Source organism: Citrobacter sp. RHBSTW-00017, assembly GCF_013797615.1.
GTDB lineage: Bacteria > Pseudomonadota > Gammaproteobacteria > Enterobacterales > Enterobacteriaceae > Citrobacter > Citrobacter braakii.
This window is the reverse complement of record NZ_CP056899.1, coordinates 3,196,888-3,221,405: the sequence shown is the minus strand read 5'-3', so window position 1 is coordinate 3,221,405 and position 24,518 is coordinate 3,196,888. Positions and strand designations below refer to the sequence as shown.

Below are 24,518 nucleotides of genomic sequence, written 5' to 3'. Positions count from 1 at the left end.
CGTGTACGCTGAACAAGTCCGATCAGTTCGGAATAATCCAGTTCAGCCAACGTAGCGGCCAGGGAAAACGGTGACGACCTTCCTGCTGCGTTGCCGTAGCAATACGCTCCTGGATAGTTTGCATCAGCGTTGTCTGGCCTTCACCATCCCACACCAGATTTAATAACAGTGGCAGCGCATCGGTCACGTCGTCCACCGCCCAGATAGTGAATTTTTCTTCTTCTACGGCCTGAAGCAGAGCGGGCTGCAGGCTCAGGTGTCTGACATTCGCTGAAGGAATGATAACGCCCTGTGTGCCTGTCAGCTCACGCTGCTGACAGATGGCGAAGAAGCCTTCAATTTTCTCGTTCAGACCACCAACAGGTTGTGCCCGACCAAACTGATCGACAGAACCGGTAATGGCGATGCTTTGATTAACAGGAACGTCGGCGAGGGCGCTAATCAATGCGCAAAGTTCTGCCATGGACGCGCTGTCGCCGTCCACTTCGCTGTAGGATTGCTCAAAGGTCAGCGAGGCAGAGAAGGGGATTTGCTGTTCAAGCTGGAGTTCCGACATCAGGAACGCCTGCATAATCATCATACCCTTCGCATGAATATTTCCGCCAAGCTCGGCTTTGCGCTCAATATCCGTAAATTCGCCGTCGCCAATATGAACCACACAGCTGATACGAGAAGGCTCACCAAACGCGCGGGGGTGACCAGGAAATTCAATCACCGACAGGGCGTTGATTTGGCCAATACGCTCGCCTTCCGTCTCGATCAGGATCTGTTCCTGCAGGATCTCATCCTGCATTCGTTCGGCGAGGAAACCTTCCCGCCATTCACGCTGGGTCAGCATCAGGCTGAACTGCTCAGCGTTGCAGGTTTCGCCCTCGCATAACGGGGCCACTTCTTTGAACTGTCGGGTGATCCACAGCGGGTTAAGCGGCAATGTATCCTGTTCGCCGGTATAACGAACGGCTTCACGGATCAGCACTTGCCAGGCATCAGGGGCCGGGTAGGGCAAATTGTTGCGCGTAGCGGTATGTGTTACCCACTGACACCACTGCGTCATGGTTTCGGCATCCACTATCTGCAGATTATCTTCAAACTCGCTATAAATAGCCTGCTCAGCCAGCTCCGGCTCCATGTCCTGGAAGTCTGCCAGTGATTCACGTTCACCGACTAATACCACTTTGAGTTTAAGCGGCATAGGTGGAACGGAGACGGGCAGCGGGCGAGACTCATCAAAAGCTACCCAGTCAAAACGCTCGTGGCTGACAATGGCTTTCAGGCGCATCCACAGCAGCGGTTGGGCCAGTAGCGTGCGCAACGAAATAACCAGCACACCACCGTTGGCCTGATGCACAAGGCCTGGCTGTAGGGTAATTTCGCCGTTGAACTGACGCAGACAGCCAAACAGTTGTTCGGCTTCAACCCAGTCAGCGCAGACTACCTGGGTTAATGTCGCAAAATTGTCTTCTGCTGTCTCAGCTGTACGATAGCGGATAGTGTGACCGGAGATATCATAATGACCTCCGGTGAGACTTCCGGCATCCGAGTGCAGAGGCCGCGCGGCCTGTGCAATAAGGTTGATGTACTCAAGCTCTTCCGGTGCTTTTACCAGCATGAACGAAGACGTCGTCCAGTGCTGAAGAAGCTGCTCCAGCGCAAATTGTAAACGTGGCTGAGTATCACTAAGTAAGGTATCGGTGTCGTCAGTGACGTGCGGCTGTGCAAATACTTCCTGATAACTATCGGTGTCAGGAACCAGATCACGCCATGCAAGTTTCGTAATGGTCAAAGTTGATGTTTTTTAGTCTGTTGTAAAAAACGAGATTATACCGTAACCATCATCACTGCACACGTGGAAAGCGCTGTGAAACGAATGCGATGACGCGCGACAGTTCACAGGCTGGATATTCTTTTCTTCAGATGCCGAAAAAGCTGATATTCTGATAAGAGTTACACGGTAACATTGAGATCGCAATGAAATATCAACAACTTGAAAACCTTGAAAGCGGCTGGAAATGGAAGTATCTGGTGAAGAAGCATCGTGAGGGGGAATTAATCACCCGTTACGTAGAGGCCAGCGCTGCCGAAGAAGCCGTTGATTTGTTGCTAACCCTCGAAAATGAACCGGTTCGGGTCAATACCTGGATTGAAGAACACATGAACTCTGCGCTGCTAAATCGTATGAAACAAACCATACGGGCGAGGCGTAAGCGGCACTTTAACGCGGAGCATCAGCATACGCGAAAGAAATCTATCGATCTGGAATTTATGGTCTGGCAGCGCTTAGCGGGGCTTGCGCAGCGGCGCGGCAAAACGCTTTCTGAAACTATTGTGCAACTGATTGAAGACGCAGAGCATAAAGAGATGTACGCGAATAAAATGTCGACATTGAAGCAGGATTTACAGGCGCTGCTGGGAAAAGAATAACCACAGAATGGCTAAATGTGTTGTGTACAGGCGTGCTTTGATTGATAAAAAGTGAAAAAAAAACCCCGCAAAGCGGGGTTTTTTCATAAGACGATAACTTAAGCCTGAGGCTGAGTTACAACGTCTTTGATACCTTTAACTTCGATCTCAACACGACGATCCGGAGCCAGGCAGTCGATCAGTGCAGCGCGAGCTTTCACGTTGTCACAGGTGTTGCCAGTAACTGGGTTGGATTCGCCCATGCCACGTGCAGAGATTTTGTCAGAAGGAATACCTTTAGAGATCAGGTAATCAACAACGGACTGAGCACGTTTCTCGGACAGACCCTGGTTGTAAGCGTCAGAACCGATGCGGTCAGTGAAGCCCAGAACCACTACGGAACCGTCTTTCGGATCCAGGTTGCTCAGCTGGCTGTACATCTGATCCAGAGCCTGCTGGCCTTCTGGTTTCAGAGTTGCTTTGTTGAAGTTGAACAGAACGTCAGACTTCAGAGTGAAGTGTTTGGTCTGTACTTCCGGAGCCGGAGCCGGTGCAACAACTACTGGAGCTGCTTCTTCCTGCTGACCGAAACGGTAGGAAACACCAACGCTCAACAGACCGTTATCCGGACGACCGCCAACGGTGTTCGCGTCACCGATGTTGTTGGTCCACTGGTATTCCAGACGGGTAGCGATTTCAGGAGTAATTGCATACTCTACGCCACCTGCGAATACTGGGGAAACACCAGTGTCGTGGTCTTTGAAGCCTTCGTTGTTTTTAGCGTCTGCACGCCAAACCATACCACCCAGACGGGTATAAACGTCCAGATCGTCAGTGATTGGGTAACCCAGTTTAGCGGTCAGCTGAACGCCCTGAGCTTTGAAAGCGCCATTATTGTGGGTAGCATCGGTGGCGCCTTTGTACGGCATACGACCTAACCAGTCGTAACCCATTTCGAAACCAACGTACGGGTTAACCTGGTAACCACCGAATGCACCAGCACCCAGTTGGCTTTCGTGGGTAGGACCGGAGTTGTTGATCTGGTTGTTGCCAATATCATGGTACTGAGACCAGCCCAGTTTAGCACCAGTGTACCAGGTGTTATCTTTCGGAGCGGCCTGCGCCACGGTAGCGAAACCAGCCAGTGCCACTGCAATTGCGATAGCTGTCTTTTTCATTTTTTGCGCCTCGTTATCATCCAAAATTCGCCATGAATATCTCCGAAGAGAGATAACACGGTTAAATCCTTCACCCGGGGACCAGTTCAATAGTTACTCTACCGATATCTGCGGCTTATGCCGAGCACCCCTGGCGATGTAAAGTCTACAACGTAGTTGAAAACTTACAAGTGTGAAGTCCGTCAGGCATATGAAAAAAAAAGGCTTGTGTACACAATATTTAACATTTATAGATGAATAAATGTACTGAAGATTTCCTGAAAACCGCTTCAGACAGGCCTTCAGCCGGAAAACGCGTTACAGCTCAATGGCAAATTAAAACATGAAAAAAAATTCCAGGATAAATCCTAATTTTACTCAATGATACAAATTCGAGTGAATTTTTAGCCCAGAATGCTGTCTCCCCGCAAGTGACTGAGCGCGAACAGGACGCATGATAAACCCCATCGCATTACCTTCATCTGCCGCTTTTACCAGTTCGGCATGTTCATCTTCGGTTAATTCTTCCGTCAACCAGCCGATGACGACGCTGTAATTACCTGTGCGCAGCGCACGAACCATCGATTCCAGCGTATTGCAGGGGGAGAGCTGGCTGATTTGCATGACTTTGGTCAATGGAAGCCCGGCCGACTGCACCCACTCACGGCTTAATTTTTGCTGAGGCGTCAGCCACAACTGCCAGCGTGATTGTTGCCCTAACTGTTGCAGCAGGGGAAGCAGCAGGAGCTGCGTCATCATGGGCTGGTCCTCGCGATAGACCACTTCACTGATAAGCCCAGCGGTAGCGTTCTCTGCTGAAACGCGCGCAATGCTGCTCGATGCGGAAGAGAACGACGAAGAACGATTTGCATAACCTGAAGTGTACATAATCAATCCAGCCCTGTGAGTTACTGTATGGATATACAGTAACCCCGCCATCAATAAAGATCAACCTTATTTTCGGAAACAGGTTCGCAATTTTTAGTCATCATCACGGGAAAAATAAAATTCATCTTGCCCCATACGCATAAGTTGCCTATTTTCGTCATTAACGGATCTGCTACTGCAAATTATTTGCTTATGTTATGATTTAAAAGGATTTTTATGAAAGAAAAGTCTTATGCAAGAATCTATAAATCACAAGAATATCTGGCTTCTCTGGGAACAATTCACTACCGCTCACTGTTTGGCGGCTATAGTCTGACGGTTGGTGATACGGTCTTTGCCATGGTTGCCAGCGGTGAGTTATATCTTCGCGCCTGTGAGCAGAGCGCCCAGTACTGTGTAAAAAATTCTCCTGTCTGGCTAACATTTATCAAGCGCGGGCGTCCGGTTGTACTCAATTATTACCAGGTGAACGATACCCTGTGGCAGAACCAGCAGCAGTTAGTGTCGCTATCACAATTTTCACTCGATGCAGCCGTTAAGGAAAAACAGAGTCGCTTTGCACAACATCGCCTGCGGGAATTACCGAATATGACGTTTCATCTGGAGACCTTGCTAAATGAAGCAGGAATTAAGGATGAAGGGACATTGCGATCGTTGGGAGCTCAGATGTGCTGGTTGAAACTTCGGCAAAATAACCCTGCCTTAACGGTAAAAATACTCTATGCCCTTGAAGGAGCGGTTGACGGGGTGCATGAAGCCGCGCTCCCGGCGACGCGTCGCCAGGAGCTGGTGGAGTGGGTGAGTTCTCTTACGCCGGAACCGAGGTATTAGATGGCAGCACAGCAATTTGTTGCTGTAATCGCCGAATCTCCGGGAGCAGGGCAATCAGTAACCCAACTTGCTGTACGACCAGCGGCTCTTTACTGTCCGGACGTGGCTCGAGATGCTGAATTCGCTGCTTCAGATCTTCCAGCGCCTGGTATACGCGCTGCTCATCAGCAGGTTGATGGTGAAGCGCATCATCTACATAGCAGACGGCATCATCCAGCAATGCCAGGACGTCAGGATTGGTTAACTGCTCGCGATGTGCGCCGAGGGCGGAAATATAGCTGGTAAACGTATGGTTAAGACACAGCAAGCGGAATGCCGTTTCGCGTGTTTGGGCCGTGACATCCGGTTCACTCGACATGTTCGACACCACCGAAGCAAGTTCCGCATCACGATTGTGCGCGTCACGGCGGGCGATACGGTATGCCAGACGATTATCACGCCCCTGATGATATTGTTCGAGAATAGCATCAAGATAACGACAGTTAGCGTCAGTGGCCCGTTCAATCACTCGCGGCAGATTCCGAAAACGCCAGTCTGGCCAGACAAAACTGACAGCAGCCCAGGCGATGGCACAGCCGATCAACGTATCGATGACGCGCGGAAGTGCAACCTCAAAACCTTCACCGAGCAGGTTAAAGCACAGCAGCACCAGCAGCGTGATAAACATGGTGGCATGCGCGTACTGGACGTTACGAAAGGCAAAAAACAACACGCCGGTGATCACCAGAAGGATCAATTGCCCTTCGAGAGAAGGTACAAACCACAGGATCGGTAACCCAATGGCGATCCCGACTAATGTGCCGATAATCCTTAGTGCCAGACGATGTCGGGTGGCGTTGTAGTTTGGCTGGCAGACAAACAGACTGGTCAACAGGATCCAGTACCCGTGGTTCATTCCGGTTATCTGGATAATGGCATAGCCGACGCAGAGCACCATCGACATGCGAACAGCATGACGAAACAGGGCGGACTCAGGCGTGAAATTACGGCTCAGACGCAACCAGATATCACTGAACCCATGCGGGCTGTCATCGGCAAGCTGATTTTCAGACTCATTGCGCGAAAGTACCTGAGCCTGTTCGGACTCAATGGTAGCCAACTGGGCATCAATGGCCCGCAGGTTTGACAGCAAAAATCCCAACGTGTTGAGCAGGTCGGCAGGCTCACCACTCGCGCGCATGCGCTCAAGTGCAGCATCAATATGAGTGAAGACGCGCTCAAAGTGCGGATCGTGCTGATAAGGCGTGCGTAATAAAATACAGCGAGACAGTTGCGAACACGCTTGCCCCTGCATCGACATCAGGCGCTGGAAGCGGAACATCACGTCGCTGTGGCGGAAATGGTCGCGAAGCGTTTGGTACTGAATATGCGAGGAGCTTGCGCGTTCGTGAATATCCTGCGCCACAAAATAGTAATGTAGCGTGCGACGTGTTCCTCGCTGTCCGCGGTCGCCGCGCAGGCGGGTCAGCAGTGACACCTTTGTCTGGTTTAGGGTCGCCATCAGTTGCCCATTCGCAAGAGCCAAATCATACAGCGGCGCCTGGCTTTCATCTTCTATGTCGGGATCAAAAAGACGCGATTTCAGTTCCAGATAGTGCGCTAACTGTTCATAGCTACGCGCCAGATTGTCCTGCAACGGGCGAATAGGGAACAGAAGATGTCCGGTCAGGGTTAACAGGTTGTACCAAATGGCGCCCGCGAGCAGCAGGATTGGCTGCTGATACCACTGATCGTAAAGCGAGGTGCCGAGCATCGTGTAAATGGCGATCAGCAACGCGCCAAAGGCGATGGTTGCATAGCGCTGCCCTAATCCCCCCAACAGTATAAAGCCGCTGGTGGAGAGCGTTAACCCAAGGGCAAACAGCCATGGCCATGGGAAGAGCAGTTCGACCGAGGCCGAGGCAATGAAAAAGCACACCAGCGTGATGATCAAATTGCGCAGGCGACCTGCAAGACGATCGTCCAGGTCAGTAAGCGCGGCTGCGACCATACCCAGCGTGAGCGGGATGGTCAGCTTAACGTCACCCAGCCACCAGGGCAGCGCTGTTGTGCCGCAAAGCGCGATAAAAATCCGCACGTAGTACAGCCAGGTGCTGTTCCAGGTATAGCGTTTGAGCAGAGGACTTAACATAAAGGCCATCGGTCCTGATTATTCGAAGCGACGACGTGCGTTGGCTTCACGCGCTGCGCGAGCAACTTCAACTGACACTACCCGGCGACCCACCGGCCACAGTGCAATCGCCGCGATTTTGAAATTCGCAATGCCAACCGGGATACCAATAATCGTAATGCACTGGGCAATACCGGAGACAATGTGCATCAGGCACAACCACCAGCCGAAGAAAATCAGCCAGAAAATATTGAGCACGTTGCCTCCGGTATTCAACAGGACGTTTTTGCCCGCTGGATTAAGCTCATCGACATGAATCGCTTCGTTACCGTAGGGAAACAGCGAGAGTCGGGTTATTTCCCAGCATGAGCGGGTCAGGGGGAGAGTAAAAATCAGCACAATACTGACCAGCGTAGCCAGTAACCAGGCTAAGGTGGTGGCGAATCCCCCGAGCACAAAATTTAAAATATTCAGAACAGTACGCATAAACCCTCGGTTAACTCTGGTTTTCTGTGAGTTCGGCAATTGTAACGTTTTTTTGGGCTGGAGCACGTTTTCTCTGGCGGTTACACTGATAAGCAAACCTCTTCGTGTGGATCCGCTTGAGTCTTATGGAACTGAAAGCAACTTCTCTTGGAAAACGTCTGGCACAACACCCTTACGATCGGGCCGTTATTCTCAATGCCGGGATTAAGGTTTCCGGCGATCGTCACGAGTATCTTATTCCCTTCAATCAGTTACTGGCTATTCATTGTAAACGCGGCCTGGTATGGGGAGAGCTGGAGTTTGTGCTCCCGGATGATAAGGTGGTTCGTCTTCACGGCACTGAATGGGCAGAAACCCAGCGCTTCCATCACCATTTGAATTCGCTCTGGCAGCAGTGGAGTCAGGAAATGAGCGACGTCGCTGCGGGAGTTTTACAGCAGCAGTTGGAGGCGATCGCCACCCGCACCAGTGAGAATAAATGGCTGACGCGCGAGCAGACGTCAGGGCTACAGCAGCAGATCCGCCGCGCCTTTGCCGCATTGCCGCTCCCGATCAACCGGCTGGAAGAATTTGAAAATTGCCGTGAGGCGTTACGTCAATGCCAGGCATGGTTGAAGGACATTGAAGCTTGTCGCTTGCAGCACAACCAGGCGTATACCGATGCCATGCTGGAAGAACATGCCGATTTTTTCCAGCAAATTGAGTCCTCGCCGCTGAATCCGGCCCAGGCGCGGGCGGTGGTGAACGGCGAACAATCATTACTGGTTCTTGCGGGGGCCGGAAGCGGCAAAACATCCGTATTGGTCGCCCGTGCGGGCTGGCTACTTGCGCGAGGGGAAGCGGCGGCCGAACAAATCCTGCTGCTGGCGTTTGGACGCAAAGCGGCCCAGGAGATGGACGATCGCATCCGTGAACGTCTGCATACGGAAGAGATCACCGCGAGGACGTTTCATTCACTGGCGTTGCACATTATTTCTCAGGGGAGCAAAAAAGTCCCGACGGTTAGCAAGCTGGAAAATGATGTTGCCGCGCGTAGCAAACTTTTTATCACGACCTGGCGTCAGCAGTGCAGTGAGAAAAAGGCACAAGCCAAAGGCTGGCGGCAATGGTTAGAAGAAGAGATGCAGTGGTCTGTACCCGAAGGTAACTTCTGGGATGACGAAAAATTACAGCGCCGGCTGGCTTCCCGGCTGGATCGTTGGGTTAGCCTGATGCGTATGCATGGCGGAGCGCAGGCGGAGATGATCGCCAATGCTCCGGAGGAGATTCGCGATCTGTTCAGTAAACGCATTAAGCTGATGTCTCCCCTGCTCAAGGCCTGGAAGGGCGCCCTGAAGGATGAGAATGCCGTCGATTTTTCCGGGTTGATTCATCAGGCCATTGTCATTCTGGAAAAAGGCCGGTTTATCAGTCCGTGGAAACACATTCTGGTCGACGAATTTCAGGACATTTCTCCTCAGCGAGCCGCCCTGTTAGCCGCACTGCGCAAGCAAAACTCACAGACTACGCTGTTCGCCGTAGGGGATGACTGGCAGGCAATTTACCGGTTCAGCGGAGCACAGCTTTCGTTGACCACCGCATTCCAGCAAAACTTCGGCGAGGGCGACCGTTGTAATCTGGATACGACTTACCGTTTTAATAGCCGCATTGGTGAAGTCGCAAACCAGGTTATCCAGCAAAACCCTCATCAGCTTACGAAACCGCTCAACAGTCTGATGGCAGGCGATAAAAAAGCCGTCACGTTGCTCGATGAAAGCCAGCTGGATCTGCTACTGGATAAGCTGTCGGGATTTGTGAAGGCAGAAGAGAGAATTCTGGTGCTGGCGCGATACCATCACCTGAAACCTGCCAGTCTGGAGAAAGCTGCCACCCGTTGGCCTAAGCTACAACTGGATTTCATGACTATCCATGCCAGCAAGGGACAGCAGGCAGATTACGTTATTGTTGTGGGGCTTCATGATGGGAATGACGGTTTTCCCGCCCCGGCCCGCGAGTCGATTATGGAAGAGGCGTTGCTTCCGGCGGTGGAGGATTTCCCGGATGCTGAAGAGAGACGCTTGCTGTATGTGGCGCTAACGCGGGCACGGCATCGGGTATGGCTGCTGTTTAATAAAGAAACACCGTCGTGCTTTGTTGATGAGCTTAAACAACTGGATGTTCCGGTAGCAAGAAAACCCTGAATAGCAGGCGGCAATTGCCGCCTGCCCGGTGTTTATTTGAGGCGCTCTGCCAGATAGCGGGCGTAATCTGGGATCAAGATGTCCGTTGCATCGTTGAAGTTTGGCGACTGGATAATAAAATCGGCGGTCGACACGTTGGTGGCAACCGGAATGTTCCATACCGTCGCCAGACGCAGCAGGGCTTTGACATCAGGATCGTGAGGTACGGCGTTAAGCGGGTCCCAGAAGAAAATCAGCACATCAATTTTCCCTTCTGAAATCAGCGCGCCCACCTGCTGGTCGCCCCCCATCGGACCGCTCAGCATGGCGTTGACGTCCATTCCCGTTGCGCGTTGGATTAAGTTTCCCGTTGTTCCTGTGGCGTACAGAACGTGCTTTTCCAGCAACGGCTGGTGGCGTTCCACCCAGCTCATCAACATCTTTTTACAGTGATCGTGTGCAACCAGCGCAATATGCTTACGCGCTGGCAATGTGCGAGTTGTTAATTCCATAGTACAGCTCCCAAGTTAACCTGGTTACAGAGTACTGGAAGCTCTTGACGCTGCAAGAGAAAGACAAAAAAAATGCGTATGCGAACATAAATGTCATGAAGGAGGCTGTTTCTGAGCCCATTGCAAAAAGTTACTTCGCGTTTGCGCGTCGGCCTGTTGGTACCAATATTTTAAGCGCTGCTCGGTTAGCGTTTGCGACTGAGGCGGCACGCGATCCAGTTCAGATACCCCGGAAAGCAGCGAGCTGTCATCGGCCATCATCGTAGCAAACTGCGGTAATGACGCATGTTTAGCCGCTTTGTTATAGCGTTCAGTTTCCATTTCATAATTCACGATTTTCGCTGTGGATGTGATTGACAGAATATCCAGCTTGACGGGGATAGGCATGGAGTCCCCATCCAGCAATTCCACGCGTGGAGCGTCATCAAAATGCGCTGTATCCCGCTCATTGTTCAGACGCGGGAGGTGAAAATTAACCTGGCTGACGAGTTGTGTATCAAAGCTGATGACCAGCGGAGCCGAAATATACAGACGTTCTTCGTGGCTGGACAAGCGAATGGTTTTTTCTACGCGAAATACGAGCTGGTGGCGACCATTTTCCAGCTCGATACTGTCGGCGCCACGCAGTAATGAGCTGGAGACTTTTTTTCCGTCCAGCACCAAAAGGTCAATATCATTAGACAGGCGTAATGAGGTAGCAAAAACGGTAACCGGCAAACACAGGGCAATTAAGGCTGTCACAATGCCGGCTTTCATAGGTTTCTCCTGTCCAGAAAATAGCTGCAAACATGTATCTAAATTTTTCGATAATCACGTTTACTAACATATAGACATATTTTTGAGTTTAGCTCTCATACGCCAGTATGGGATGAATGGTTGCGGGGGCAGGTTTGTCGTACACTTTGTTAAACAGCCTGGAGGAAAACGATGAAAGAGACCGATATTGCTGGCATTTTGACATCTACCCGTACGATTGCACTGGTTGGCGCGAGCGATAAACCCGATCGCCCAAGCTATCGCGTGATGAAGTATTTACTCGATCAGGGCTATCACGTTATTCCCGTTTCACCGAAGGTTGCCGGGAAAATGCTGCTGGGGCAGCAGGGCTATGCAACGCTGGCGGATGTGCCAGAGAAAGTGGATATGGTCGATGTCTTCCGTAATTCTGAAGCGGCGTGGGGCGTCGCTCAGGAGGCTATCGCCATTGGCGCGAAGACGCTATGGATGCAGCTTGGCGTAATTAACGAGCAGGCGGCCGTGCTGGCGCGTGATGCGGGGCTGACGGTGGTGATGGATCGTTGCCCGGCGATTGAGATCCCGCGACTGGGACTGGCGAAGTAAAGTTGGATTGTCGCCGGATGAAACGCACAGGCCCGATAAGCGAAGCGCCATCGGGCCTGTGTTAGTATCAATTACGCAGGCGTGGAGCCTGAAGCTGTTTACGGATTGTGCGCGCCAGTTCATCCATTGACGGTTGCTCCGGATGTTCTTCCTGTAGCTCGCTACTCAGTTGCGCTTCGGCCAGATACGTATGCACTGGCAGACCATTATCGTCTTCCATCACCACGTGATACCAGGGAGCGGCGCGAAGTTCGCTGTTAACCGCCAACTCATCGGCTGACGGCTCATCAAGCGAATATTCCGGGTCGATATCCACGACCACTCCGAGGTAACCTAACAGGGAATGGCGGACCTGCTGGCCGATACCGAATTTGCTGGCAATCATAGTCACCTCCCGGGAAATAGATACCCTCTATGTAAGGGTAATATTCCACTTTTCAAGTTACATGATGCGACAGGCAAACCCTTTCAGATACAGCCCTTCCGGGTAGGTAGCGATCACCGGATGATCGGCGGCCTGACGGAACTGCTCTATAAATTGTACATCACGACCAGCATCTATTGCGGCATCAGCGATGATTTTCTGAAATAAATCGGTCGTCATCAGCCCGGAGCAGGAAAATGTCAGCAGTACGCCGCCTGGGTTCAGCAACTGAATAGCCAGCATATTGATGTCCTTATAACCGCGGCAGGCACCCATCAACTGGCTTTTGTTTTCGACAAATTTCGGCGGATCCATCACGATGACATCAAATTTCTCACCGCGATCGCGATAGGCGCGCAGCAGTTTGAACACATCATCTCGCACGAACTCGGCTTTACTCAGATCCAGCTTGTTCAGTTCCACGTTCTGGCGGGCAATATCGAGTGCTTCCTGAGAGGTGTCGACGCTGACCACCTGACGGCATCCGCCCATTAATGCTGAGACCGCAAAGCCGCCGGTATAGGAGAAACAGTTCAGGACACGCTGGTTTTCCACATAACGACGCGTCGCCAGGCGGCTATCGCGTTGATCGAGGTAATAGCCGGTTTTGTGACCGTGCTGAATATCAACCAGCAGCTTCATCCCGTGTTCTTCGATAGGCAGCAGAGCAGGCGGCAGTTCGCCCGTGACGGGCCCTTGGGTCAGCGCCATACCTTCTTTTTTACGCACGGCCACATCGCTACGGTCATAAATAGCGCAGTCCGGGAAAACAATTTGCAGAGCACTAATCAGCGCGGCGCGTTGGTATTCAGCCCCCGCGCTGAGCAACTGCAATACCAGGAAGTTGCCGAAGCGGTCAATAGTGACACCCGGCAGGCCGTCGGATTCTCCGGCGATCAGACGGTAGCTGTCCAGACCGTCCTTTTTCGCCAGCCAGTCACGCCATGTCAGCGCCTTCTGCAGACGACGGGTAAAGAAATCAATGTCGATGGATTCAGACTTATCGAAGCTCCAGACGCGCGCACGGATCTGCGACGCCGGAGAAAACGCACCGCGCGCTAACCATTTCCCCTGGTGGTCAACAATATCAACGGTTTCACCGAGGTTGGCTTTACCTTCCATACGTGCGACAGCACCGGAAAATACCCATGGATGGCGGCGAAGTAATGATTTTTCGCGCCCCTTGGCTAACACTAAACGAGGATAATGTGGAATTGTAGATTCAGTCATGCGGAGCAACCTCTCACAAACAGTGACGCGGGTTGGATGAAAGTACCAACCTGAAACCATTAAAATAAAATGGCGCGTAGAGTAGCACAGATGGTGAGGTCAATCATCAGCGTCTGGCGCTACTGCATGATGGTATGGCGGGACCTCTGCTTATCGAGCGACGGTTTAATCTCACTGAACAGGTGCGACAACTTATTCTGTTATCCCCTGCTAATCTATGGACAGATCAGGAGATTGCCGGTCATCTGTCCATCGGTACCTGTTCTTTCATTTATGTTGATAAGGAGAACCGCAATGTCGAAAGTCTGCATCATCGCCTGGGTCTATGGCCGGGTTCAGGGGGTAGGATTTCGCTACACCACCCAGCATGAAGCGCAACGGCTGGGGTTGACCGGCTATGCGAAGAATATGGATGACGGCAGCGTAGAAGTTGTCGCCTGTGGTGAAAGCGAGCGGGTGGAACAACTGATGAAGTGGTTGAAAGCCGGGGGACCGCGCAGCGCCAGGGTTGATCGGGTTCTCAGCGAACCGCACCGCCCTGGCGACGAGCTAAAGGGATTTAGTATCCGCTATTAAATACATTTCACCGGTTTCGGCAGGCCGGCAATTTTAGTTGCCTGCTTAGCTGGGCCTTTCGGAAACAGGCGATAGAGATAACGGCTGTTGCCTTTTTCTTCGCCAAACTTGTTGGCCATCGCTTTTACCAGCATGCGGATAGCGGGGGAGGTATTAAACTCCAGATAAAACTCGCGAACGAAACGCACCACTTCCCAGTGTTCGGGGGAGAGAACGATACCTTCGTTTTCGGCGATTTTCTCCGCCAGCGGCTCGCTCCATTGCGTGGTGTCTTTCAGATAGCCTTCGCTATCGGTCTCAATTTCATGGCCTGCAAAAATGAACATAGTGCTCTGTCGATAAAGTAAAAACCGCCCTTAGTTTAGCAAATAAGGGGCGGCGTGAGAAACCTCGACCTACAGAAGTAGCTGTAGCAGATTGTTGGCATTAAGCTTCTTCAGCGCGTTGCATTTATACGTCGAAACCTGTTTTTCGCTAATCTGCGTCATTTGCGCAACATGTTTTACCGATTGACCGTTAACCAGCCTGTCGAGAACATTGAACTCCATGCCAGTCAGGCAGCAATTCAGACTGCGTACCCGACGGGGCTCTTTAGCAAGCAGATACGCCGCATCCACGACGGCAATTCTGTCATCAATGATATGTAAGGTCAGCGTGGCAAAACGCTTTCGTAAATGCGTGGCCAGTGCCCAGCCTTTTTCATTGCACACCAGATAAACCGTTCCCTCCCAGCGCCTGGCCTCCAGTTGAAGCAGAATGTCGACTAGCGCCAGATGCGTCCTCGCGACGGAAAAGCGGCAACGCATAACGAGGGTGTCGCAGGCCAACAGCGAACGGTGCCACTGTAACGCGCCACTTTCAACTTGAGTGTGAGCGTTACGGCGCAGAAGGGCGTAGCGCAACCCTTCGGCATAAAAACGATTATTATCAAGAATGACGAAATTCACGGCGGCCTCTTTATAACGTACTGGGTGTGTAGATGATGCGTAGCGTGCCGGTGTAATCCCCGGCGTTTTTACTGCTGGCTGCAAACGCAGGGGTTTTCAAAACAATAGGGGCTGGTACGCACAGTACGCTCTCACGTCCGCCGGGCAGGACGACCTGACGCAGATGCTGCGGATCGTTGGTGCCTTGCCAGACCAGGGTTTTACCGTTGGCGACGGTTTCGGTTGCGCCCGTGACGGGATTAGTGACGAAAACCTGATAGTCGAGACGATCCCGCGCATCGGTCTGACTTCCGCCGCGTCGCCGGATTGAAAATGCCTCTTCAGCACGGTCCATTGAGGGGAGTCCGTCGTCCTCAAACCGAAGATAAGTGCGGGTGCTGGTACTGTTTTTGCCGTCGTACAGGCACATATCCAGCGTGTTTTCACCCTGGATTTCACTGCCACCCGGCCGCCCCGGGAAGTTGGTCAGGTTGAGGTTAACGATAGGCGTTGAGTGCGGAAATGCCGGCAGATAAATCTGCTGATTACCCGGATCGACAACCTCAATGCGCATCGTGGCCTGCCAGCTAGCAATGGCGCGATAGCCTGGACATCCGGTATTGACGTCGTTGAAGTTCCCGCCGCAGTTGGCAGTATCCCATTCACGCAGGTTCTGCTTCAGCGTTGCGGTCCAGATACCCGGCAGAGCGAGCTTTTCCAGCTCGCTTTTCACGATATAGAAATCGAAGTAGGGTTCTCTGGTCCAGTTTGCAACAATCTCTGTCCCTCCCGTGATAAAACTGGGATAGGTAAAGACTTTATTATTGAAAAACATGTAGTGGTCGCCATAGACCTTAAGATCCACCGTTTTGCTGGTAAGGGCATGCGTAAAACGTAAATTGATGGCATAAGGTGTCCCCGGGTTCGCCGTGAACCAGGCCGGGGCGGTCATGCAGGCGCCAACTGTGGAGTCGGTACGGGACAGACACGTCAGAGTATTACGTCCCCACTTTTGCGGATCGGCGACATCATAGCCGCTCGGTTCATGAACCCAGATATCAAAGCGCGCGGGGGGGGCCATGCGATCGAAGCTGATATCGACGCTGGTGTTTCTTCCGGCAGGGGCCGCTGCCTGAGTCTGACCCGCCCACAGGCTTAAAAAAAGTAAAATAATTAAGTGCTTGTTCACATCATTTCCCTTTTGTGACGTTGTCTGCATTCATGGCAGTTGGACCCGTTGGTACCGATCGTCCGGCGAGCATCAGCTGTGCCTGTTGCTGGACAGTATCCGGCAGGGCAGAGAAGGTTAATTCCCGGCAAGGGATCGGCCCGACGTAACGCACGACGTCGCGCATAGTCTTTACATTCAGCTCGCACTGATAAAACTGCTGCTGACGCACCAGGTAGAGGTTATGCAGCAGAGCGTCGCTTTGAGCGCTAAACCCGCCGTTGCCAAGGTCGCTCCAGCCGTTAACGTTCAGTGGCACGCCGCCGATGAACGGCGAATGTTGCTCGTCAGTTAACTGGCCGAGCCAGGTGTAGCTTGCCGTGGTTTGCACGTCCCGGCGGAGCAGTTTGCCTGGCACCATAAATAACGTTCTGCTGCCTGAACCTTGTGTGATTTCACTGCTGGCACCCCGCGAGACATCCAGCGATTCGTTAATCGTCAACGTAGTCTGCTGATAGCCCGGCACGGCGAAGAGGGCGCGGCTATTGCCTGGAATGTCTGCACTGCCGCCGTTATCCAGCGACACGGCAATGCTCGGATCCTGGGAATCTTCCGGTGTGGCAACGTTAACCGCGATGGCTGAAGCAGGACGTCCGTCGCTCCAACGGCCCAGCCACAGACCAGTGCGCGACAGCGCAAGCGCGGAGTTGTAATTGCCGCTGCTGCTCAGGGTATGGCGCCGATCCTGACGATCCCAGGCATCGCTGACTGTCAGGCTCCCGTTGCCATATCGTCCGCCCTGGCGCGTGTAGGCAGAGGTATTGAGTGAATCGCTGTTAATACCTGATGCGCTCAGTCCATACTCATTTTCACCACGTGCGTCGGCATACCAGCTGTGCGCCACGTTATAGCTCAGCTGGTTTTTATCATGCTGCTGGTGCTGCCATGTCGCGCCCAGAGAGGTATAGCTTGTCGCATTGCCCTGACGGTTATGCGCCATTGACAGACTCACGCTCAGGTAGCCGCCTTTATCCCTGCCTTCGCGCGAGTCATCGTTACGCATGAAAAGGTTAATACTGCTGTTGATGTTCAGACCGCGCGTGCTGAAAGCCGTACTCAAGCCACCCTGCCAGGCCCGCGTGCGTGAGCGGGTCATATAAACCGACTCCCAGGGCAAGCCTGCATCGTGGCGATCGTCACTGTCCGGGAGTTCCCGACGAGAAACGTACCGTCCTTCGTTGCGGTTATCCGAATATCCCAGGCTGGCGTACCAGGTGCCGACAGGGACGGAGAACATCACCGACAGGCTTCGATAACAGCCATTTACGGCGTCATATCCCGCGCTTCGGGTATTGCAGTTTTCCGCTGATAACGCGTTGCGATAGAAGCTCAGTGAAAAACCGTCGTTATAGCTGATTTGCTGAATATTGCCGCGTTGTCCTTCGCTGCCGTAAAGGTAGCTAAACCGGGTCGAGAGTACGCCATCGATCGGACCCGCATTGAAACCACGACTCCAGTCGAATGCATTTTCCAGAAAACGTTGGTTTTTCTTTATCGCTGCGCCACTGGTGAGTGCCAACGTTGGAGTGACAGGCAGGCGGACACCCGCCTGCGCGACCGCGCTACGTTCATCGTTTTGATTGTTATTGTCGGTTTCGCCCGCCTGCAGGAACCACTCGACGCGGTCAAACGGCGTAATACCGGTGCGGGTAAACGGTATCTGCTCGGTACGTGTCAGCCGGTTATTTTCATAGACGGACAGCGTCACGGTATAGCTCCCATCGGGGAACGATCGCGTGTCCAGGGTCTGAGCCCCGGCATTGAGATAAAAACTGGCCAGCAGCTGATTGCCCCGGCGGGCGTCAATACGCGCATCATGGGAAAGCAGCACGGTGATGGGGGTACCCTTTGACTGCTGAACCGGATTGATCCATGCCCTTGTCGAGCCTGTGCGCAGGCCGCGAATTTTGCCCAGCGGCAGTTGGCTGAGGTTGATATTCCCACCAGCATTACTGAACAGATCGCGGGTATCCATCTCGCCTAACTGAATATAGTACTGACGCCAGATATCCTGGCGAAACCAGGCATTGTTGACGGTTATTTCTTGTTGCTGCTGGTGCCTTGAACGCTGCCCCAGCCAGGTCCAGTCGAGATTAAAGTAGCCGTCCTGCGTCATGGCCAGCGCGCCATTGCCCTGAACAGTGGCTGACTGGTAATCCCTGTCGGCAACAAAATTGATATTCTGTTGATGGATCAACGCATTCTCAGTGCCCTGCGTAGGCTGATACCACTGGTTTTCTGTGGTCTGTTTAGGCAGAAATTTCTTGTCCAAAAACAGGCTAATGCGCGCGTTATTCTCATCATAGATAATGGCCGCACGATGGGTATCAATGTAATCACATCCCGTTGCGGAGCCATTGCTGCTGCACGCCAGGTTGCCGTTACGGGCAAGTGGAACGGCGAGAGCTGCAGACACAGTGGCGACGAGGGCAGGAGCGTCATTAAACTGACGTTTGATAGCCGCGACCACGGTTTCGGGTGCGACAAAACTTACCGATTCAAGTGTGATATCCGTTTCAAAAAGGCCAAGCGATTCGCCATAGAGGTTAACCTCTATCCACAGACGCTGCGTTTTCGCCAGATCTTCGAAACCTGCCGGGACGGCCATCTCGGCGCAGGCGAGTTGGATGGATGCGGGTAATAAAGCAACTAAGAGGAGAGTATTTCTGTGAAACGCCATGACCAAGCCTCGACATCATCCTGACGTCAGAGGGTGGGCACCCTCTGACGTTATCCCTTATGTACTGTGGTGTTACGCACCGCCTTCCGTGGTCGTCGCCTGCGTCAGCATCAGGCTGACAACGCCGCTGTACTGACCGGTTTTCAGAATGCCTTTGGTGGTCTGAGAAATGGTCAGTGGCAGTACCGCTGAACCGTTTTCAATGCTGCCTGGGAACAGTTCAGTTCCGGTAAATTCGGCATCGGTGGTAGACAGTGTTTTATCACCCAGAATCACCGTCATCGGTACAGTCTCGTCGCCATCCATATTGGTGAGCTTAGCTGCGCTAACGAGGCGCACTTTGACATTGCTGGTGGCGGAGTTAGACCACACCTTGGTGTTCAGACGGTAGCTTTCCAGCCCACGACCTGGCAGGTACTGCATGTCGATGCTGGCCGGCAGTGGCGTGTTATCGGCCTGAGTCATATCCAACTGTGAGTCAACGCTGGCGTTGACGGTAATATCTTTTTGAATCGCCAGCGCGCTAAAGGACGAGGCCATCGCGGCAACAATCATCAGAGGTTTAATATAGTTACGCATTGATATCTCCATATTTACAAATGAGCACCTTGGCTCTTTAAACAAACTACGTGGGTTTTTACTGTGCCGTCGTGTTATTGCACGACGGGTAAATCAGCTTCTTCAGCGGTTTTATTCACCCAGTTGAAGTAGCGGAACTTATATTTCTGACCCTGTTTCATAGTGAGCGTTTTTAATTTCCGTTCAGTGTCCGGATAAATCGTCGCGTCTTCTTTTATCCATTTACACGATGAAACAGCATCACAAATACCAATCTCTCTGAGCGGCACACGCAATGTGCCGTTGTTTTTTAACGTTCCCCGGCGAGGGTCAATCGACAGTGAAATTACGTTTTCTTCTGGAGCAATGTGGACCAGTGCGCCCCAGATCACATTGACACCTAATGTCGCCATTGCTGCAGAGGTTTCTGCCTTGCCCGGAATAATGCTGTCAGGTTGTTTTACCCCTTCAAAATAGACACGCCAGGTGGTCTCTTTTTTCGGCGGTATAAGCGATACCAGACGAACAACGCGCATCGCGCCTGCAGCCAGAGCAAATTTCTCGGGCGTAACCACCACGCCACCTTCTTTCCACGAAGCGACGTCAATTTCTTTTTCCTGGGCTGTTCCGGGATTAAGAATTTTCTTTTGCCTCACCCGAATGAACTGAATATCATCCGTTTTTGAAGCCACCTTAATTTGCGCCGCACCGGATCTGTCTACATTCAGCTCCATGGGATACACGCTCATATTGGCCATTGTCATTTCTGAGAAAAATGGCAATGACAGCGCGGCGACATAAAAGGCGGTTGTCATGCTCACTCTTTTTTTCTGTTTCACAATCAGTCTGCCTGCTCTGAGTTTAAAGGCGGCGCGTTAACACCAGGACACCGTCTGCTTTCGTATCGCTTCAGGGCAGGGAAACTTTAACCAGAACAGCGATTTGTGAAAATTTGTATTAGTTAACTCGTTATATACAGTTTTTTATCCTGCTTTTCTGGCTTTAAGGTTGTATAGTTAAGCGAAAATACCGCGGCCAAGGATGGGAGGAAAATTCCTTCTGATGAAAAAATAAGCAGATCAGGGGGCGGTTTTCATATCGACGTACCAGGGAATAAAAAGCATGCGGTAACAGCCGAGAATAAAAGATGTTTTTTATATGCAATAATTCGTTGTTATTTGATCCTGAAGCACATGCAATAAGTCTTGTTGGACAACCCGAGTCTGTATTAACACTTTCGGCGCCAGCCGTTCGTCTTTTACAGGAATTCATTAAACACCGAGGACGCGACTTAAGCCGGGAGGAATTGATCGCTCGCGTGTGGGAAGAATTTGGCTTTACGCCATCAGGAAATAATCTCAATAAAGCGGTAAGCGAACTGCGTAAAAGTTTCCAGTCTCTGGGAGAGGGGCACGAATTGATCGTCACTGTCCCGCGCTATGGTTTCCGTTTTGATGCTGATGTGATTTTTCAGCCTGGAGAGAAAATTCAAGCCTTTGATCCGCAACCCCCCTCAGCGCAACAAGACGTTCTGCCCCGGCGAGTATCCCTGAAAAAGTGGTTCAGAATAGGGGCATTGATTGCCGTGCCGTTGGGAGCGATCTTTTACGTTAGCCGCCCGCAGGAGATAACTGTTCCGGCGAAATTAAAGCCGGTCCAGGAAAAAATCGCGCGTTGTAGTATCTGGGTCATCGAAGATCATGGACGGCCGTTAGTGCTATCAAAATTAGCAGAGCGACTGGAGGCCAATGACGTGGCTTGTGAGCGCGAGGAGTATGCTATTTATTTTTTCAGCGCCCGTTTTTCGCTTGCAACTGCTGATGAACTGTTTATCGGGGCCTGCCCGGTCAATAAAACACGTCTGTGCAAGACCATTCGCTATAAAAACGGGGCTGGAAAATGAAAATAAGGCTTCTTTTTGGACTGGGCGGAGCCCTGGTCGGCGGCGCGCTGGCGTTATTTTACTATTGCGGCGCGACGGGAAAAAGCGATGTGCTGGCCTGCAGCACTGAATTTAACTTTACGCGCAATGAAGGGAAAGCAAGTGAGGTGAAGGTAAATGCCCTTGCTCAGTTCTATTTTCATCGGGACGGTACAGGGTTGACCACCTATAAAGGTGCGGCAAGAGCTGGCGGGCAAAATTTTATCGTTGACAGGGATGTAGACTTTACGTGGGAGCAGCGGGACGATGACAACGTCATTGTATTGACCTACACCAAAACCTGGCTTCGCCACAATGACAATACGCCGAATGCCCAATGGGGGAGTTTCGCCTATCCGACCTCACGCTACTACCTGACGATCTCTGAACTTTCACCTGCTGTGTGGCTTATTCAGGACCGGCGCTATCCTACCTATATCTGCCGGGGTCAATAAGGTATAAAAAAAGAGAATGCCAATGGCATTCTCTTTTTTCGTATCAGTGATGCTGATTAATCGCGGCTGGCGAAGCCCAGAATGCTCAGCAGGCTGACGAAGATGTTGTACAGCGAAACGTACAGGCTGACGGTGGCACGGATGTAGTTGGTCTCACCGCCACGGATGATATTACTGGTTTCAAACAGGATTGCGCCTGAAGAAATCAGAATAAACACCGCGCTGATCGCCAGATGTAAAGCCGGCAACTGCAGGAAGATATTCGCAACCATACCAATCAGCACCACCACGATCCCTGCCATCAGCATACCGCCGAGGAAGGACATGTCTTTCCGCGTGGTCAGCACGTAGGCTGAGCAGCTGAAGAAGACCAGCGCCGTACCGCCCAGAGCCATGGCGATAACATCACCCATGCCAGCAGACAGGTATGTGTTCAGGATCGGTCCCAGAATGTAGCCCAGGAAGCCGGTGAAAGCGAAAGCTGACAGAATACCAACCGGTTTATCCGCCGTTTTATAGGTCAGGAACATCAGACCATACATACCCACCAGCGTCAGGATAAGCCCCGGAGAGGGCAACATCAGTACGGTACTGGCAGTCGCAGTGAGCGCCGAAAACGCCAGCGTCAGGCTGAGCAGGAAATAGGTATTGCGCAGCACCTTATGCGTGCTGAGTAGCGATGTACGATCGCGTGAAGAACTAATAATACGATCCATGAGTCACTCTCTTATGACAGATGTAATTAATGATGGAGGATAATGAAATCAAGGGGAATGACACAGCGGTTTTACCCATCTTTACGCATTTTAACCCGCCAGGCTTAAGCATATTATTTCAACAAAAGCTCCCGAATCAGATGTTAGCACTATATGTGTAAAAATGCCTGTTAGATATCTGCCAGGTAACTGAAAAATATTGCGTTATTCCTGTTTCTCTCTGACAGTGACAGCGGTGTCTACATACAACAGAGCAATAAGGTAAAGGGAATGATTCAACATAAATCGAAGATATTGACGTTTACGCTTTTGACTGTCTGTTTGATGTCTATCAACGGCGCGGCGATGGCGGCAAATGTTCCCGCAGGAACAATTCTTGCAGAAAAACAGGAACTGGTCAGAAACAATGGCAGTGAGCCAGCGTCGCTGGATCCGCATAAAGTCGAAAGCAACGTTGAGTTTAATTTAATCAGCGATATGTTCGACGGACTGGTGGCGGTTAAGTCGGATGGGTCTATCGAACCCCGGCTGGCCGCGTCCTGGGAGAACAAAGACAACACCGTCTGGACCTTTCATTTACGTCCGGGCATAACCTGGTCAGATGGGTCTGCCATCACCGCACAGGATGTCGTCTGGAGCTGGCAGCGTCTGGTCTCACCGCAAACAGCTTCACCTTATTCCTCGTATCTGGGCAATATGCACGTAGCAAACGCCCTCGATATTGCCCAAGGGAAAAAAGATCCTGCCGATATCGGGGTCAAAGCCCTGGATGATAGCACGCTGGAAATTACCCTGACGCAGCCAACGGCGGCGTTTCTGGCGATGCTGGCGCACCCGTCACTGGTTCCGCTGGATAAAGTGCTGATCGGCCGCTTTGGTGATAAGTGGACCCGGCCAGAACATTTTGTCTGCAGCGGGGCGTACAAGTTATCGCAGTGGGTAGTCAATGAGCGCATCGTTGCCGTGCGTAACCCGCATTATTGGGACGATCGGCATACCGTCATTGATAAGGTCACTTATTTGCCCATCAGTTCAGAGTCCGCAGACGTTAACCGCTATAAGGCCGGCGAAATCGACATTGTGTATAGCGTCCCGGTCAATCAGTTCGCGCAGTTGAAAAAGACGATGGGCGATGAACTCCATGTCTCACCTCAGCTTTCAACCTATTACTATCAGTTCAATACGACTCGAGCACCGTTTAATGACCCGCGCGTGCGCCGGGCGCTGAATATGGCGTTAGATAAAGACATCATCGCACAAAAGGTGATGGGGCAGGGGCAACGCGCGGCGTGGGTTATCAGCCAGCCGGAAATAGGGGGAGTGCAATTGCATGCGCCGGAATATGCGGCGTGGCCGCTCGAAAAACGCATTGCCGAAGCTAAGAAACTGCTGGCTGAAGCCGGTTATGGCCCTGAGCATCCGCTTAGCCTAAATCTGCTCTATAACACTTTCGAAACGCACCAGCGTATTGCCATTGCCGCATCGTCAATGTGGAAGAAAAACCTCGGCGTAGAGGCGAAGCTGCAAAATCAGGAATGGAAAACCATGCTGGATACCATGCACACCGGTAATTTTGACGTCGTGCGTTACGCATGGATCGCCGATTATGATGATGCCTCAAGTTTCCTCAATATTTTCCGTACCGGCGATAGCGAGAATACCACCAGGTACAGCAATCCCGCTTTTGATGACGCGATGCGCAAGGCGGCGAAAGCATCTTCGCTGGAGGAGCGAGGCAAATACTACCAGCAGGCTGAAGACCTTTTAGAAGAGGATGTGCCAGCGATTCCGGTTTACCACTATGTCCGCACGCATCTTGTGAAGCCGTGGGTGGGAGGATTTGCGCCAGATAACCGGGGAAATTACTACACCAAAGATATGTTCATCAAAAAACATTAAGCGCTGTAGCCAGTATTTGTG

The 24,518-nt window shown here is 51.9% G+C and carries 24 protein-coding genes and 1 pseudogene; 9 read left to right on the top strand and 16 right to left on the bottom strand.

All coding sequences use genetic code 11. From position 1 onward, the window contains the following. Positions 1-22 precede the first annotated feature (22 nt). Positions 23-1,783, bottom strand: coding sequence for a Lon protease family protein (locus HV037_RS15730; protein WP_016156136.1), 1,761 nt, complete (start codon positions 1,781-1,783; stop codon positions 23-25). A gap of 185 nt (positions 1,784-1,968) precedes the next feature. Between HV037_RS15730 and matP the strand changes: the two genes are divergently transcribed. Continuing rightward, positions 1,969-2,421: a macrodomain Ter protein MatP gene (matP, locus tag HV037_RS15725; protein ID WP_103283681.1), complete on the top strand. Its 453-nt coding sequence runs from the start codon at positions 1,969-1,971 to the stop codon at positions 2,419-2,421. 98 nt (positions 2,422-2,519) lie between these two features. Here the strand turns inward: matP and ompA are convergent, their stop codons facing one another. Further along, a complete protein-coding gene (gene ompA / locus HV037_RS15720) occupies positions 2,520-3,578 on the bottom strand; it encodes a porin OmpA (protein WP_016156137.1) in 1,059 nt (352 codons plus the stop codon). A 357-nt stretch (positions 3,579-3,935) separates the two neighbouring features. Then, positions 3,936-4,445 (bottom strand): SOS-induced cell division inhibitor SulA, encoded by a 510-nt coding sequence (gene sulA / locus HV037_RS15715; RefSeq protein WP_019076414.1) that lies wholly within the window; start codon positions 4,443-4,445, stop codon positions 3,936-3,938. A 216-nt stretch (positions 4,446-4,661) separates the two neighbouring features. On the opposite strand from sulA, the gene HV037_RS15710 reads away from it, so the two are divergent. Next, complete coding sequence (locus HV037_RS15710; protein WP_103283682.1) at positions 4,662-5,276, top strand: TfoX/Sxy family DNA transformation protein; 615 nt, start codon at positions 4,662-4,664, stop codon at positions 5,274-5,276. On the opposite strand, the gene yccS is transcribed toward HV037_RS15710, so the two are convergent. Then, positions 5,254-7,407: a YccS family putative transporter gene (yccS, locus tag HV037_RS15705; RefSeq protein WP_103284452.1), complete on the bottom strand. Its 2,154-nt coding sequence runs from the start codon at positions 7,405-7,407 to the stop codon at positions 5,254-5,256. The two genes, HV037_RS15710 and yccS, sit on opposite strands and share 23 nt — an antisense overlap. Before the next feature lie 18 nt (positions 7,408-7,425). After that, the gene (locus HV037_RS15700) at positions 7,426-7,872 is read right to left on the bottom strand and encodes a YccF domain-containing protein (RefSeq protein WP_103283683.1); all 447 of its coding nucleotides are present in this window, start codon (positions 7,870-7,872) and stop codon (positions 7,426-7,428) included. 125 nt (positions 7,873-7,997) lie between these two features. Here HV037_RS15700 and helD point away from each other — a divergent pair, with 125 nt between their 5' ends. Then, positions 7,998-10,052, top strand: a complete 2,055-nt coding sequence (gene helD / locus HV037_RS15695) for a DNA helicase IV (protein ID WP_103283684.1) — start codon at positions 7,998-8,000, stop codon at positions 10,050-10,052. A gap of 32 nt (positions 10,053-10,084) precedes the next feature. Here the strand turns inward: helD and mgsA are convergent, their stop codons facing one another. Beyond that, complete coding sequence (gene mgsA / locus HV037_RS15690; protein ID WP_016152487.1) at positions 10,085-10,543, bottom strand: methylglyoxal synthase; 459 nt, start codon at positions 10,541-10,543, stop codon at positions 10,085-10,087. Between the two features lie 93 nt (positions 10,544-10,636). Continuing rightward, positions 10,637-11,299: a DUF2057 family protein gene (locus tag HV037_RS15685; RefSeq protein ID WP_049042103.1), complete on the bottom strand. Its 663-nt coding sequence runs from the start codon at positions 11,297-11,299 to the stop codon at positions 10,637-10,639. Positions 11,300-11,470: 171 nt separating this feature from the next. On the opposite strand from HV037_RS15685, the gene HV037_RS15680 reads away from it, so the two are divergent. Next, complete coding sequence (locus tag HV037_RS15680) at positions 11,471-11,884, top strand: CoA-binding protein (RefSeq protein WP_016152489.1); 414 nt, start codon at positions 11,471-11,473, stop codon at positions 11,882-11,884. A gap of 67 nt (positions 11,885-11,951) precedes the next feature. On the opposite strand, the gene hspQ is transcribed toward HV037_RS15680, so the two are convergent. Continuing rightward, positions 11,952-12,269 (bottom strand): heat shock protein HspQ, encoded by a 318-nt coding sequence (gene hspQ, locus HV037_RS15675; RefSeq protein WP_016152490.1) that lies wholly within the window; start codon positions 12,267-12,269, stop codon positions 11,952-11,954. 57 nt (positions 12,270-12,326) lie between these two features. Continuing rightward, entirely contained in the window at positions 12,327-13,538 is a 1,212-nt protein-coding gene (rlmI, locus tag HV037_RS15670) for a 23S rRNA (cytosine(1962)-C(5))-methyltransferase RlmI (protein WP_047414158.1), read from the bottom strand. 113 nt (positions 13,539-13,651) lie between these two features. Here rlmI and HV037_RS24655 point away from each other — a divergent pair. Continuing rightward, positions 13,652-13,834 (top strand): annotated as a pseudogene (locus HV037_RS24655) (hypothetical protein); the annotation flags it as partial. Further along, the gene (gene yccX, locus HV037_RS15665) at positions 13,833-14,114 is read left to right on the top strand and encodes an acylphosphatase (protein ID WP_016152492.1); all 282 of its coding nucleotides are present in this window, start codon (positions 13,833-13,835) and stop codon (positions 14,112-14,114) included. The pseudogene HV037_RS24655 and the gene yccX, both read left to right, overlap by 2 nt. Here yccX and tusE read toward each other — a convergent pair. The 6 genes from tusE to HV037_RS15635 form a co-directional block, all read right to left on the bottom strand. Next, positions 14,111-14,440 (bottom strand): sulfurtransferase TusE, encoded by a 330-nt coding sequence (tusE, locus tag HV037_RS15660; RefSeq protein WP_016152493.1) that lies wholly within the window; start codon positions 14,438-14,440, stop codon positions 14,111-14,113. The genes yccX and tusE overlap by 4 nt on opposite strands. 69 nt (positions 14,441-14,509) lie before the next feature. Further along, the gene (locus HV037_RS15655; protein WP_103283685.1) at positions 14,510-15,061 is read right to left on the bottom strand and encodes a LuxR C-terminal-related transcriptional regulator; all 552 of its coding nucleotides are present in this window, start codon (positions 15,059-15,061) and stop codon (positions 14,510-14,512) included. 10 nt (positions 15,062-15,071) lie between these two features. Beyond that, the gene (locus tag HV037_RS15650; RefSeq protein WP_103283686.1) at positions 15,072-16,229 is read right to left on the bottom strand and encodes a CfaE/CblD family pilus tip adhesin; all 1,158 of its coding nucleotides are present in this window, start codon (positions 16,227-16,229) and stop codon (positions 15,072-15,074) included. A 1-nt stretch (position 16,230) separates the two neighbouring features. Then, positions 16,231-18,948, bottom strand: coding sequence for a TcfC E-set like domain-containing protein (locus HV037_RS15645; protein WP_181500113.1), 2,718 nt, complete (start codon positions 18,946-18,948; stop codon positions 16,231-16,233). Positions 18,949-19,020: 72 nt separating this feature from the next. Beyond that, the gene (locus tag HV037_RS15640; RefSeq protein WP_016152497.1) at positions 19,021-19,527 is read right to left on the bottom strand and encodes a CS1 type fimbrial major subunit; all 507 of its coding nucleotides are present in this window, start codon (positions 19,525-19,527) and stop codon (positions 19,021-19,023) included. 74 nt (positions 19,528-19,601) lie between these two features. Then, the gene (locus HV037_RS15635) at positions 19,602-20,345 is read right to left on the bottom strand and encodes a fimbrial protein (protein ID WP_165500000.1); all 744 of its coding nucleotides are present in this window, start codon (positions 20,343-20,345) and stop codon (positions 19,602-19,604) included. A gap of 308 nt (positions 20,346-20,653) precedes the next feature. Here HV037_RS15635 and HV037_RS15630 point away from each other — a divergent pair, with 308 nt between their 5' ends. Beyond that, positions 20,654-21,409: a winged helix-turn-helix domain-containing protein gene (locus tag HV037_RS15630; RefSeq protein ID WP_103283689.1), complete on the top strand. Its 756-nt coding sequence runs from the start codon at positions 20,654-20,656 to the stop codon at positions 21,407-21,409. Next, entirely contained in the window at positions 21,406-21,882 is a 477-nt protein-coding gene (locus HV037_RS15625) for a hypothetical protein (RefSeq protein WP_019076424.1), read from the top strand. Before HV037_RS15630 ends, HV037_RS15625 begins: the two co-directional genes overlap by 4 nt. 56 nt (positions 21,883-21,938) lie before the next feature. Here HV037_RS15625 and yccA read toward each other — a convergent pair whose 3' ends face one another. Then, entirely contained in the window at positions 21,939-22,598 is a 660-nt protein-coding gene (gene yccA / locus HV037_RS15620; RefSeq protein ID WP_016152501.1) for an FtsH protease modulator YccA, read from the bottom strand. 270 nt (positions 22,599-22,868) lie between these two features. Between yccA and HV037_RS15615 the strand changes: the two genes are divergently transcribed. Then, positions 22,869-24,497, top strand: a complete 1,629-nt coding sequence (locus HV037_RS15615; protein WP_047414167.1) for an ABC transporter substrate-binding protein — start codon at positions 22,869-22,871, stop codon at positions 24,495-24,497. Positions 24,498-24,518: the final 21 nt, after the last annotated feature.